Genomic DNA, 12,922 nt, shown 5'->3' with positions numbered 1-12,922 from the left:
CCCGAGTGTAGCCCTGATCCAGAATTAGGCAAATATCATCGAGCTGAGCTTGCGCCGCCCGTTCAGAACAATCGGATCATTGGGTTTGAGCGCATCAAATATCGTGAACAGCTGAGACTTGGCCGCGCCTTCGTTCCATTCACGGTCACGGCGGAACATTTCCAGCAGCTGCGCCACCGCCTCTTCAACCTCGCCATTGGCATGCAGGGCCTGCGCCAGATCGAACCGTGCCTGATGATTGTCAGGATCGGCCTCAACCGCTGCGGTCAATTCGGCCACCGGGCCGGCATCTGCAGCTTGCTTGGCCAGTTCCAATTGTGCGTTTGCGGCTTCAAGCTCTGGCGATGTGGAAATCTCCGCCGGGGCCCCGTTCAGAATTGCCTCGGCCTGCTCCAAATCGCCAGTGGCGATATGCGCGCGTACCAGCCCACCATAAGCGGTGGCGTGGTTCGGATCCTCACCCAAAATGGCAGCAAAGGTCTGAGCGGCATCCGCTGCGGCACCTTCGGTCAGCATTTCCTCGGCAGCCTCGACAGCATCGTCCAGTTGACCACCCGGGCTTTCGCCACCTGTCGCCTCGATCACGCGATCTACAAATGCTTTGATCTCGGATCCGGGCACTGCGCCCTGAAATCCGTCGATCGGTTGGCCTTTGTGAAAGGCATACACGGTCGGGATAGACTGAACGCGCATCTGTGAAGCGATCATCTGTGCTTCGTCCACATTGACTTTGACCATCTTGACCGCACCCTTGGCGGCGGTCACAGCCTCTTCCAACAGCGGGCCCAACGTTTTGCATGGGCCGCACCACGGCGCCCAGAAATCTACGATGACCGGCACGTCCTGCGAGGCTTCGACCACATCCGCCATAAAAGTGGCTTCGGTCCCGTCCTTGATCAGATCGGTGGCGGGGGTGTCTGCGCCGTTCAGAAGGTCCATGGCTGTCACTCTTTCGATTAAACTTGCGCTCTATATGCAGTCGCTTGACCCGGAAACCAAGGGCAGAGTTTTACGTCAGACGTCAAAGGTCGCAAAGACCGGGGCGTGATCACTGGGCTTTTCCCACCCGCGCGCGTTGCGCAGAACGCGGCTGGAATGGCCTGCATTCGAGATATCCGGGGTCGCCCAGACGTGATCCAGCCGCCGCCCCTTGTCGGCCACGTCCCAATCCCGCGCGCGATAGGACCACCAGCTATAAAGCTGCCCTTCGGGGATGTCCTGCCGGGTGACATCGACCCAACCGCCTGCGTCCTGCGTTTCGGCCAAAGCCTCGACCTCGACCGGTGTATGCGAAACGACCTTGAGCAACTGTTTGTGCGACCAGACATCATCCTCACGCGGAGCGATATTCAGATCACCAACCAGAATGGATTTTTCCGGCTTTTCCGCGTGGAACCAGTCACGCATATCGGTCAGGTAATCCAGCTTCTGGCCAAATTTCTCATTCACCTCACGATCCGGCACATCACCGCCCGCAGGGACATAGAAATTGTGAATCGTCACGCCGTTTTCCAGCCGCCCCGCGATATGGCGCGCATGGCCGAGATCTGCGAAATCCATGTCGCCCGCCTCGACCATCGGTAGGCGAGACAGGATCGCAACGCCGTTGTAGCCCTTTTGCCCGCGCGCAACCATGTGAGTGTAACCCAGTTCGGCAAACCCTTCGGTGGGGATCTTGTCCACCGGAGACTTGCATTCCTGCAGGCACAGAACATCCGGCGCCTCTTCGCGCAACAATTTCAGCACGATAGGCTCGCGCAGGCGGACCGAGTTGATGTTCCATGTGGCAAGAGTAAAAGGCATAGGGAATTCCTCTGTCGCGGTTGGCGCACCCTAACGCGGTGCTTTCACAGGTACCATCGTAAAAGAAATTATCAGGACGGATGCCCTGAGGATTGGGGCGCATCATCGCAAATCTCGTACCAATGCGGTTTCTCAGATACGGATTCGTGAAACTGGACTTTCAGATCAAACGGAGTGTCCAGCGCATTGGCCGCAATCGGAAAACTGTCCGCATCAGCCAGAATTTCACCAAACGACGTCCCACAGGTATCGCAGAAACACCTGCCATATTTATAGGGCGGTTCAGGTTGGTAAGTGACAACTCGGTCCTTACCGTCCAGCCAAACAACATCATCTTTCTTGACGAAGACAACAGTGCTTGCACCTGCCTTCCGACAACGCGAACAATGGCATGTTCCCATAACCGAAGGTTCACTGGTAAGTTGGAATTTTACGGCGCCACACAGGCAACTTCCATGAATCACTTTCGCCTCCAATTTTGCACTCCAGAAATAGAACATTACATGAACATATACTTTGTCGCAATCCGCTAGGAGCCGCAAAACATTTTGCAGCACAAACAAAAAAGGCCGGGCCATCAGGCCCGGCAGTCCAACAGGGAGGTACATGTCATTACCCGGACATGTACGGGTTGGGAGTAACTTAAAGATGTCTACAGGGTATCACTTTGATCCAAGTCAATCCACATCAAGTTACGATACCAAGCGATATCCACCCGATTCTGTGACCAAAAGGCGCGCGTTGGATGGATCGGGCTCGATCTTCTGACGCAGGCGATAGATATGAGTTTCCAGCGTATGTGTGGTGACACCGGCATTATAGCCCCAGACCTCATGCAGCAGAATGTCACGGGCGACGACACCGTCGGCGGACCGGTACAGGAACTTGAGGATATTGGTTTCCTTCTCGGTCAGTCGAATCTTGCGGTCTTCGTCGGTGATCAGCATCTTCATCGCCGGCTTGAAAGTATAAGGCCCGAGCACAAATACCGCGTCTTCTGATTGTTCATGCTGGCGAAGCTGTGCACGGATACGTGCCAGAAGAACCGGAAACTTGAACGGCTTGGGAACATAGTCATTGGCACCGGCATCCAGACCCAGGATGGTGTCCGCGTCACTGTCATGACCGGTCAACATCAGAATCGGGCTTTTCACACCTTGCTTGCGCATCAGGCGGCACAGCTCGCGCCCATCCGTGTCGGGCAAGCCAACATCCAGAATGACCAGATCGTAAATCGCCTCGCGAGCCCGCTCCATGGCTGATGCCCCGTCCGACGCTTCGAATACATCAAAATCCTCGGTCATCACGAGCTGTTCGCTCAACGCTTCGCGCAGATCCTCATCATCATCCACTAGCAGGATTTTCTTTAGCTGTGCCATATCCGGTCCTCCTAAGCCCTTTTCCACCACTTGCGCGCGAAAGATGCAATCAACAAGGTTTGCTGCAACCGTTTCACGCCCTCGTGTCCCAGGATGAGGAATTGTTTCACATTTCCTTTTGATCAGGCTACATGAAGGGCTGATCGTTACAGGGTAACAATAGATGAGTCTTATCCCGGATATCTCGGAACTGCTTGCTCGGGCACGGGCTGACCTGCGCATGGGCTTGCCGGTCGCCCTGACGGATGACACCGGCTTTAGCGTACTGGCCATTGCGTCGGAAACGCTGAGCGCACAGCGGCTTGCCGACTTGCAAGGTCTGGGTGGCGATCCTGTAGTCGCAGTGACTGTCCGACGGGCCGAGACATTAAAGGCACGGGCCTATGACGGTGACCTGGCGCGTGTGATCGTTCCGGCAGATGCCGATGTTGCCTGGGTGCAGGCGGTGGCCGATCCCTCGGACGATCTGAACGCGCCTATGAAAGGCCCACTGATGACAGAGCGTCAGGGCAACGCCAATCTGCATCGCATTGCCATTGCTTTGACCAAGTCAGCCCACCTTCTGCCGGCGGCAATCGTTGTTCCTGTTCAAGATGGTCGAACCTTCGCTACTGCACATGGCCTGACATGTATTGACCATACCCGCGCCGCGCCACATCTGTCGGATCGAAGCCTTTTGAATGAGGTCGTGGCCGCCCGACTGCCGATGGAGGTATCCGAAGCCGGGCGCCTGCACGTTTTTCGCCCTGAAGATGGCGGCGAGGAACATTACGCAATAGAGATCGGCCGCCCCGACCGCAGCAAACCGGTATTGGCTCGGCTGCATTCGGCCTGCTTCACCGGTGATCTGATGGGCAGCTTGAAATGTGATTGCGGGCCACAACTGCGTGGGGCCCTGGCCCAGATGGGGTCTGAAGGGGCAGGAGTACTTCTGTATCTGAATCAGGAAGGCCGCGGGATTGGCTTGGCCAACAAGATGCGCGCCTATTTCCTGCAGGATCAAGGGTTCGATACAGTCGAGGCCAATCACCGTCTCGGGTTCGAGGATGACGAGCGCGATTTCCGTCTGGGCTCGGACATCCTGAAATTGCTCGGCTTCAGTTCCGTAAGGCTGTTGACCAACAACCCCGCCAAGATCGCGATGATGGAGAAGACCGGCATCGCCGTCACCGAGCGCGTCCCGCTGAAAGTCGGCGAAACTGCCCATAACCGCGACTATCTGGCCACCAAAGCAGCCAAGTCGGGACATTTGCTGTGACACCCGCAGATCTGGTTCTAACCCGACACGGCGTTCGTTTTCGCGGCGGGTATTTCCCCTGTTCGATCGGGAAAGGTGGGTTAAGCAACAGCAAGCGTGAGGGGGACGGCGCCACGCCGACCGGCTGTCTCAACATCGTTGGTATGCTGTACCGGCCCGACCGGCTCGCAAGACCGTCGCCTTGGGCCATCCCAATCGGTCCTCAGGACCTCTGGTCAGATGATGTGCAAGACACGCAGTACAATCATATGGTCAGCGCACCTTATCCTTTCAGCCACGAAAAACTCCGCCGCGCGGACCCGCTTTACGATCTGGTTCTGATCACTGACTGGAACTGGCCCAATGCGGTGGCTGGGCGCGGTTCAGCAATTTTCCTGCATCAATGGCGACGGCCCGGTTTTCCTACAGAAGGCTGCGTTGCCTTTCGGCGCGACCATCTGCGGTGGATCGCACGTCGAATCGAGCCAGGCACGCGGTTGATTATCCCTCAGGCTTAACTCGTTCACCGAAAATGGCCGAGCCGACGCGCACATGGGTAGCGCCAAGTGCAATGGCCTGCTCGAAATCGCTGCTCATCCCCATGGATAGCCCTTTCAGACCATTGCGTTCAGCTATCTTGGCAAGCAAGGCGAAATGCAGAGATGGCTCTTCCTCGACAGGCGGAATGCACATCAGGCCCTGAATCGGAAGGTCGAGCCCGCGGCAATCGGCAATAAATGCATCCGCCTCGGTGGGCAGAATTCCTGCCTTTTGATCCTCTTCACCGGTATTGACCTGAATGAACAGGTCCGGGCAAGTGCCGACCTCTTGCGCAAGCCGGGCCAGAGTGCTGGCCAGTTTCGGACGATCAACGGAATGGATCGTGCTGAACAGCTCGAGCGCCTGGCGGGCTTTGTTCGATTGCAGGGGGCCAATCAGATGCAAATCGACATCTGGATATTGCTGCTTGAATTCCGGCCATTTTCCGACGGCTTCTTGAACCCTGTTTTCACCGAAACAGCGATGCCCTAAAGCAAGCACTTCCGCTACACGCTCATTCGGCTGAACCTTTGACACGGCGATCAGCTTCACGGCCCCGACGTCCCGCCCCGAGGCAGTTTCGGCTTTGGTTATCCGGGCAGATATTTCTTGCAGCGACATTTGGGTCCTCGATCAGTTATGGGCGAAGAAAAACACTATGTCGGACAAAAAGAAAAGGGCAGGTCCGAAGACCTGCCCTTAAACCTTGCGGCTCAGATCAACTTAGAAGTTGAACTGTGCACCAAAGTCGGCACGTGTGGTCGAGTCGTCGCAGACGTCACAGTCGCTGACACCTACACCACCGCGCAGCGATACACCGCCACCCAGGTCGTAGATGGCGCCGATGCCGTACTGCTGCGTGTCCGCATCAGCGTTACCGTCACCGTAGGCGAAGGTCAGAGTGGTCGCTGCGCCAACATTGTAGGCACCCGATACACCCCAAGCAGTGCCGTCGGTGGCGTCAACTTCGGTTTTATCGTCAGCAACAAACAGCGTACCCGAGAAGTCGCCGAATTCTGCACCCAGGGTGAAGACCAGCAGGCTTGGATCGTCGCCACCAGTGCCCGCGTCAGTTTGACCATAGGCCAGCGCTGCAGTGATGTTGTTGAATGTGTAAGTCGCGCTTACGTCCCAACGATCCGCGTCGGTTGTGCTGCCACCACCGTTAAAGAGAGTTGATTGGTCGTACGACGCACCAAAGGCGAAGTCACCAACTGCGTACTGGAAGAACACAGCGTTCGAACCCGAACCGGTCGACGAGTAACCCAGGAAGCTATAGTCAACGGCAGAATACTGACCGATGAAGTTTTCCAGGCCAGGCTCGTTACCGTAGTAGTTTGCCAAGTTGTCGAAAGAACCAGCAACGTTGCCGGCGTCAACACGCAGACCACCGTAGATGACCGAGAAGCGCGCGCCGTTCAGGCCAGCCGAGTTGGCTTCGCCGGTGGACGAGTCTTCGTCAGCCTGCAGACGTACACGAGCCGAGAACTCAACGCCGCCATCGGTTTCGGCTGTGCCGTCGATGTTCAAGCGGAAGCGCGAGACCAGGATTGCGTCGTCAGTGTCGTTCGCGAACACGTTAACGTTCTGAACAGTTGCACTACTTGCAGTAGTGGTGGTGGTAGTGGTGGTGGTGGCCGCTGTGCGGTCCTCCTGATAACCAATACCAAAACGGCCGTAGCCGCTGAACTTAACTTCGGCCGCTGCAACACTTGCGGTTGCAATCAGTGCGGTCGATGCGAAGAGAACTTTTTTCATCTTGTTTCCCTCGGTTTCAAAAGTTTTTTAACTCGACACGTGCTTAGGCACATGTCTCAGCACGGGAACCGTTTCGCCCTTTTTGCCCCTGTCACGCAAGCTTGGCATAAAAACTGACGCGCATTGGCCTAGAATTGGTGCAAGGATGCCACAGTCTGATTTGCCCACTGAATCAACCCCGAAGCCTGCTCTGGATGTGACAAGATTAAGCTTGTTGACGAACCAGACCTTGTCTAGGAGTAACGTGAATAACCTAAAACCAACGAAACGGAACCTGTCCAACATGCGCCTGCAGACAATTTTCGGTTTGATCATAGTGACAGCCGCGGTGTCGGCTTGCGGACAGAATCGCAACGCAGAACCCAGTGCAACGCCACTCAATGTGGATGGCGGTCGCTCGGACGAGCGTGAGCTGAACGATCCGAATCGCTCAACGATCTGGGATGTATTCAACACCGCAGACGCCGAGCAGGTTACCAATGTGAACCGCTATCTGTGGGCTGCCTCGCTGGATGTCCTTAACTTTCTGCCTGTGCAGGAAGTCGATCCCTTTACCGGTGTAATCGTAACAGGTTACGGCACGCCTCCGGGTGGTGGACGGCAATACAGGGCCACGGTTCACATCAGCGATCCCGCCCTGGCGGCACGATCCTTGTCGGTTGCGCTGCAGACCAGCGGGGGTGCACCGGTCAGCGCGGCAACCACACGCGCAATCGAAGATGCAATCCTGTCCCGCGCCCGTCAGCTGCGCATTGCGGACAACAAGCTCTAGCAACCCGCTTCAAATCGCAATATTACCACGCCGGGTTCATGCCCGGCGTTTTCATTACGAAGGACCGCACGATGTCGCGCTATTCGGCCACAGAAATCGAAGCAAAATGGCAAGAGGCCTGGGACAAGGCCGGAATCTTCACCGCCAACCACAAGGCGGACAAGCCGAAATACTATGTGCTTGAAATGTTCCCCTACCCGTCTGGCCGGATCCATATGGGACATGTGCGCAACTATACGATGGGCGACGTAATCGCGCGCCACAAGCTTGCGACCGGCCATAACGTGCTGCACCCGATGGGATGGGACGCGTTCGGGATGCCTGCAGAAAACGCTGCGATGGCTATTGGTGGTCACCCGAAAGACTGGACCTATGGCAACATCGCCGACATGCGCAGCCAGATGAAGCCTCTGGGCCTGTCCATCGACTGGTCCCGCGAATTCGCCACCTGTGACCCAGAATATTACGGCCAGCAACAGGCGCTGTTCCTGGATATGCTGCAGGCCGGTCTGGTTTACCGCAAGAACGCAGTGGTGAACTGGGACCCGGTCGATATGACCGTACTGGCCAATGAACAAGTCGAAGGCGGGCGCGGCTGGCGCTCGGGCGCATTGGTTGAACGGCGCGAGCTGACGCAATGGTTCTTCAAGATCAGCGATTACTCTGAGGAATTGCTGGATGCGCTGGACACGCTGGAGAACTGGCCGGCAAAAGTGCGCCTGATGCAGGAAAACTGGATCGGCAAGTCGCGTGGATTGCAGTTTGGCTTTGAACGCGTCGATAGTGGTGAGCCAATCACCGTCTATACAACGCGCCCCGATACGCTGATGGGGGCGTCTTTCGTCGGCATCTCGCCGGACCATCCGATTGCCAAGCAACTTGAGGCCGAAAACCCCGAAGTTGCTGAGTTCGTTGCCGAATGCCGCAAGGGCGGCACCACGGAAGAGGCCATAGAGACCGCCGAAAAGCTGGGCTATGACACTGGTATCAAGGTCAAACACCCGCTGGATCCGAATTGGGAGCTGCCGGTCTGGATCGCCAATTTCATCCTGATGGATTACGGCACCGGCGCCATCTTTGCCTGCCCGGCCCACGACCAGCGCGACCTGGATTTCTGCCGTAAGTACGGTTTGCCCGTCGTCGACACGTTCTTTGCGCTTGATAATGACACGCCGGTCGACAAAACCGCATTCGTTCCGCCGAAAACCGAAAAAGTCCGCTGGGTAAACCATTTTGCCGGGCTGACCGACGCCACGGGTGATGACGCAATCAACACCACCGTCGATTTCGCCGAAAAAGCGGGCTGGGGCGAAGGCGTTACCAAATACCGTCTGCGCGATTGGGGTCTGTCGCGTCAGCGCTATTGGGGGTGCCCGATTCCCGTGGTGCATTGCGAATCCTGCGGCGTGGTGCCCGAAAAGAAAAAAAACTTGCCGATCCGCCTGCCCGACGATGTCACTTTTGACAAACCGGGCAATCCTCTGGACCGCCACCCGACCTGGCGCGACTGCGCCTGCCCGTCTTGCGGTGCGCCATCCAAGCGAGAAACCGACACGATGGATACGTTCGTCGATTCGTCGTGGTATTTCGCCCGCTTTACGGCTCCGCACGCGGAAACCCCGACCGATCTGGCCGAGGCTGAATACTGGATGAATGTCGATCAATATATCGGCGGCATCGAACACGCTATCCTGCACTTGCTCTATTCCCGCTTCTTTGCGCGGGCGATGCAGATCACTGGCCATTTGCCGAAAAAGGCCATCGAGCCCTTTGATGCCTTGTTTACCCAAGGCATGGTCACGCATGAGATTTATCAGACGACAAGGGTCGTTCCTGAAAATGATCCGAACGAAATCCTGCGTGGAAAGAAATATACAAAGTTTCATCTTCCGGAGGAAGTAATCGTAGGCAATTGGGATAATCTATACTGTGGCGTTCTGAAGGAAGACTACGACGAAAGCGTTAGCTTTGGCGAAAACGCGATTATCGCAAAAATGAAAGATCCAAGCCGCCTTGTCGAAATAATCCCCTCGGCCAAGATGTCGAAATCCAAGAAAAACGTGGTCGACCCGGTCAGCATTATCTCGGCCTTCGGCGCGGATACCGCGCGCTGGTTCGTGTTATCCGATTCACCGCCCGAGCGGGATGTGGAGTGGACAGCATCAGGCGCAGAGGCTGCATTCAAGCACCTGAACCGTGTCTGGAACCTCTGCGACAAGATCGGCGCGATGGACCCCGAGGCAAAAGGCGACGGGGATCAAGACCTGCTGCGCGAGATGCACAAAGCCATCCATGATGTGACGCTTGGTGTTGAAAGCTTCGGCTTTAATGCCGCCATTGCAAAGCTCTATGCGTTTACCAATACGTTGGCAAAATCCAAAGCGGGTGCAGCGGCCCAAAAGCAGGCGATAAAGACGCTGGCACAGTTGATGTCGCCGATGACACCACATCTGGCCGAAGATATCTGGGCGCATCAGGGCGGCGAAGGTTTGATCGCAACAGCCCCCTGGCCTGTCGCGGACGAAGCTATGCTGGTCGATGACACTGTAACCCTGCCGATCCAGATCAACGGCAAACGCCGCGCGGAAATCAGCGTTCCAAAAGATATGGACAAGGCAGAGGTTGAAAAAATCGCGCTCAGCACCGAAGCTGTGCAAAAGGCACTGGACGGTGCCGCGCCGAAGAAAGTGATCGTTGTTCCAGGTCGGATCGTGAATGTCGTTGTTTAATCGCAGAAGCCTTTTGTTGATGCCGCTGGCTGCTTGCTTGCTGGCGGCCGCATGCGGGTTCCAACCCGTTTACGCGCCGGGCGGAACAGGTGAAGCATTGCATGGTAAAGTTGCTGTAACTGAGCCAAATTCCGTGGAAAGCTATTTGCTTGTCCAGAATTTGGAACAGCGGCTGGGCCGGGATGCGAGCGCACAAAAGCTGTATGATCTGGATGTTAAGGTTGCTACGGCCACGCAATCTGCAGCGATCACGACTACCAACGAGACGAACCGGTATACAATCGAAGGGCGCGCGGAATTTTCCCTCAGGTCCGCTGAAACCGGGCGGATTCTGGTATCAGGAAATGTCCATGATTTCGTGGGCTATTCCGCTGCAGGCTCAACCGTCTCAACGCTTGCGGACGAACGTGACGCGACCGAGCGGCTGATGATCATCCTGTCCGATCAAATCGTGAACCGCCTTTATGCAGCACCGGGCCTGACCCAATGAAGCTCAGCCCGCGCGAGGCTGAGGGGTATTTCGCCAAACCGGACGCGGGCAAGGCAGGGTTGTTGATTTACGGATCCGATGCGATGCGTGTGGCCTTGAAACGGCAACAGGTCTTGTCAGCCCTGCTGGGAGAAGGCGCCGAAGAGGAAATGCGCCTGACCCGAATGCCAGGTGGTGATCTGCGCGGGGAACCGGCACTGTTGCTGGACGCGGTCAAGGCTGTCGGGTTCTTCCCCGGCCCACGTGCAGTTTTCGTCGAAGATGCAACTGATGTCGCCGCCCCAGCCATCATTACCGCATTCGAGGATTGGGCAACGGGCGACGCTCAGATCATCGTGACTGCCGGGCAGCTCAAACCCAGCTCAAAGATCCGTAAGGCATTCGAGTTGCATCCCGCAGCCTATGCCGTTGGGATCTATGACGATCCGCCCTCTAGGGCCGAGGTTGAACGGGTTCTGGCACAGGCCGGAGTCAATAACATTCCACCGGATGCAATGTCGGCCATCACCGAACTTGCCACGGCCATCAGCCCCGGGGACTTTACGCAAACCATTGAAAAATTGTCTCTTTACAAGCGCGGAGACGATACTGAATTGGCTCTCGAAGATATCGAGGCCTGTGCACCCAGCTCGACCGAGGCCGCTCTGGACGATGTCCTGAACGTGGTCGCCGAAGGCAGAGCCGGAGAGATTAGCCCGCTGATACGACGGCTGCAATCGCAAGGTACAAATGCGGTCAGCCTGTGTATCGGAGCAACCCGGCACTTTCGAACGCTTTACGCCTGTGCCGCCGATCCCGGTGGTGCGGCACAGGGCGTCGGCAAGTTGCGCCCACCCGTCTATGGAAAGCGGCGTGATCGTATTCTGCGACAAGCACAGGGATGGGGAGCACCCAAACTGCAGACCGCTTTGACCGTTCTGACTGATACGGATCTGTCATTGCGGTCAGCTGGGCAAACGGCCCCAGCCATGGCTTTGGTCGAACGTGCCATGATCCGTCTGGCGATGCTGGCAAAGTCGCGTTAAGCGGTCCGCGCCAGCCAGTTTGCAGCTGATCGCCCAGCCCATCGCCCTGTCGCCAGACAGGCAGTTAGCAGATAGCCACCGGTCGGAGCTTCCCAATCCAGCATCTCGCCGGCGCAGAACATTCCGGGCCTGGATTTCAGCATCAACCCTTCGTCCAAAGCGCCTTGCCGAACACCTCCAACGGTTGAGATTGCCTCATCCATTGGCCGCAACCCCGCGTGGCTGAGGGGCAGAGATTTCAACGTTTCGACACTCAGACCGCTTCCCCTGTTCATCTCGTGATACAGAGCGATCTTTTGCGGAGACAGATGCAGAGATTTCTTCATCCATTGCGACTGCGTCGTCTTGGATTTCTTGGCTGCAATTTTCTGCTGCAAGGTAGCTGCATCCAGATCGGGAACCAGATCAACACTCAACGGCGCACCTTCTCGCAAAGCGGGCGTCAGGGAATAGAGCCCTCCGCCTTCAAGGCCTTTGGATGAAATCGTCGCCTCGCCGCGACTGATCACATCCCCGGCAGTCCACCCAACGGATTTGATCGCAGCGCCGAAATGCGGCTGCATATGTGCGCTCCAATCCACTGACAGGGCCGAGTTCGCCGGGGCAAATGGCGACAGGTCGACACCCGCCCCTTGCAACAGTGGGGCCCAAGCTCCATCCGATCCCAATCGCGCCCAGCTTGCGCCGCCCATGGCCAGAATCGTCGTGTCAGCCTCAATCTGCCGGTGACCTTCCGGAGTATCGAATTCCAGAGCATCGCCGTTCCATCCGGTCCACCGCCATCGGGTTTTGATTTGCACACCAGCCGCATCAAGACGCCCCAGCCAAGCCCGCAACAGAGGTGAGGCCTTCATCGCCTTTGGAAACACCCGCCCGGTTGAGCCTGTAAACACCTCTTGCCCCAGATCGCGCGCCCAGTCCTGAACGGCGGTGGCATCAAACTCCGCCAGCATGGGGCGCAGCCACTCAGCACCGGGGCCATAAGACAACAGGAATGTTTCCAGCGATTCATCCTTGGTCAGGTTCAGGCCGGACTTGCCCGCCATCAAAAGCTTTCGGGCGACCGAGGGTTTGGCCTCGGCCACCAGCACATCATGACCTGCGGCGGCCAGTTCACCCGCCGCCATCAGGCCCGCTGGCCCGCCTCCGATCACGACGGCTTGTGCCATTGCTGTCCTCTTGCCTTTTG

The 12,922-nt window shown here is 57.0% G+C and carries 13 protein-coding genes; 6 read left to right on the top strand and 7 right to left on the bottom strand.

All coding sequences use genetic code 11. The features are described from left to right. Positions 1 to 24 precede the first annotated feature (24 nt). The 4 genes from trxA to AC2FJV_RS08265 all read right to left on the bottom strand — a co-directional run bounded on the left by trxA (position 25) and on the right by AC2FJV_RS08265 (position 3,182). Entirely contained in the window at positions 25 to 939 is a 915-nt protein-coding gene (gene trxA, locus AC2FJV_RS08280; protein ID WP_281995418.1) for a thioredoxin, read from the bottom strand. A gap of 75 nt (positions 940 to 1,014) precedes the next feature. Further along, positions 1,015 to 1,803 (bottom strand): exodeoxyribonuclease III, encoded by a 789-nt coding sequence (locus AC2FJV_RS08275; RefSeq protein WP_142637090.1) that lies wholly within the window; start codon positions 1,801 to 1,803, stop codon positions 1,015 to 1,017. A gap of 71 nt (positions 1,804 to 1,874) precedes the next feature. After that, positions 1,875 to 2,267 carry a GFA family protein gene (locus AC2FJV_RS08270; RefSeq protein WP_281995419.1) on the bottom strand — a complete coding sequence of 131 codons (393 nt, stop codon included), beginning with the start codon at positions 2,265 to 2,267 and terminating at the stop codon, positions 1,875 to 1,877. 228 nt (positions 2,268 to 2,495) lie between these two features. Further along, complete coding sequence (locus AC2FJV_RS08265) at positions 2,496 to 3,182, bottom strand: response regulator transcription factor (RefSeq protein WP_142637092.1); 687 nt, start codon at positions 3,180 to 3,182, stop codon at positions 2,496 to 2,498. A gap of 163 nt (positions 3,183 to 3,345) precedes the next feature. Between AC2FJV_RS08265 and ribA the strand changes: the two genes are divergently transcribed. Together ribA and AC2FJV_RS08255 are read left to right on the top strand one after the other, a co-directional pair. Next, positions 3,346 to 4,440 (top strand): GTP cyclohydrolase II, encoded by a 1,095-nt coding sequence (gene ribA / locus AC2FJV_RS08260; RefSeq protein ID WP_271949672.1) that lies wholly within the window; start codon positions 3,346 to 3,348, stop codon positions 4,438 to 4,440. Continuing rightward, positions 4,437 to 4,937 carry a L,D-transpeptidase family protein gene (locus AC2FJV_RS08255; protein ID WP_496694165.1) on the top strand — a complete coding sequence of 167 codons (501 nt, stop codon included), beginning with the start codon at positions 4,437 to 4,439 and terminating at the stop codon, positions 4,935 to 4,937. The genes ribA and AC2FJV_RS08255 overlap by 4 nt, the downstream gene beginning before the upstream one ends. Here AC2FJV_RS08255 and AC2FJV_RS08250 read toward each other — a convergent pair. After that, positions 4,921 to 5,580, bottom strand: a complete 660-nt coding sequence (locus AC2FJV_RS08250) for a YggS family pyridoxal phosphate-dependent enzyme (RefSeq protein ID WP_496713361.1) — start codon at positions 5,578 to 5,580, stop codon at positions 4,921 to 4,923. The genes AC2FJV_RS08255 and AC2FJV_RS08250 overlap by 17 nt on opposite strands. A 102-nt stretch (positions 5,581 to 5,682) precedes the next feature. Continuing rightward, positions 5,683 to 6,717: a porin gene (locus AC2FJV_RS08245; RefSeq protein WP_496713359.1), complete on the bottom strand. Its 1,035-nt coding sequence runs from the start codon at positions 6,715 to 6,717 to the stop codon at positions 5,683 to 5,685. A gap of 283 nt (positions 6,718 to 7,000) precedes the next feature. Between AC2FJV_RS08245 and AC2FJV_RS08240 the strand changes: the two genes are divergently transcribed. From AC2FJV_RS08240 to holA, 4 genes are all read left to right on the top strand, one after another. Beyond that, the gene (locus AC2FJV_RS08240; RefSeq protein WP_142637277.1) at positions 7,001 to 7,489 is read left to right on the top strand and encodes a DUF3576 domain-containing protein; all 489 of its coding nucleotides are present in this window, start codon (positions 7,001 to 7,003) and stop codon (positions 7,487 to 7,489) included. Positions 7,490 to 7,560: 71 nt separating this feature from the next. Next, positions 7,561 to 10,218, top strand: coding sequence for a leucine--tRNA ligase (leuS, locus tag AC2FJV_RS08235; RefSeq protein WP_496713357.1), 2,658 nt, complete (start codon positions 7,561 to 7,563; stop codon positions 10,216 to 10,218). Further along, the gene (gene lptE / locus AC2FJV_RS08230; protein WP_142637105.1) at positions 10,205 to 10,708 is read left to right on the top strand and encodes an LPS assembly lipoprotein LptE; all 504 of its coding nucleotides are present in this window, start codon (positions 10,205 to 10,207) and stop codon (positions 10,706 to 10,708) included. The genes leuS and lptE overlap by 14 nt, the downstream gene beginning before the upstream one ends. Next, a complete protein-coding gene (holA, locus tag AC2FJV_RS08225; RefSeq protein ID WP_496702708.1) occupies positions 10,705 to 11,733 on the top strand; it encodes a DNA polymerase III subunit delta in 1,029 nt (342 codons plus the stop codon). Before lptE ends, holA begins: the two co-directional genes overlap by 4 nt. Here holA and AC2FJV_RS08220 read toward each other — a convergent pair. Next, positions 11,730 to 12,902: a TIGR03862 family flavoprotein gene (locus AC2FJV_RS08220; protein ID WP_496713355.1), complete on the bottom strand. Its 1,173-nt coding sequence runs from the start codon at positions 12,900 to 12,902 to the stop codon at positions 11,730 to 11,732. The two genes, holA and AC2FJV_RS08220, sit on opposite strands and share 4 nt — an antisense overlap. Between the last annotated feature and the right edge of the window lie 20 nt (positions 12,903 to 12,922).

Source organism: Ruegeria sp. CDSA241 (genome assembly GCF_059611265.1).
This window is presented reverse-complemented; position numbering and strand designations above follow the sequence as displayed.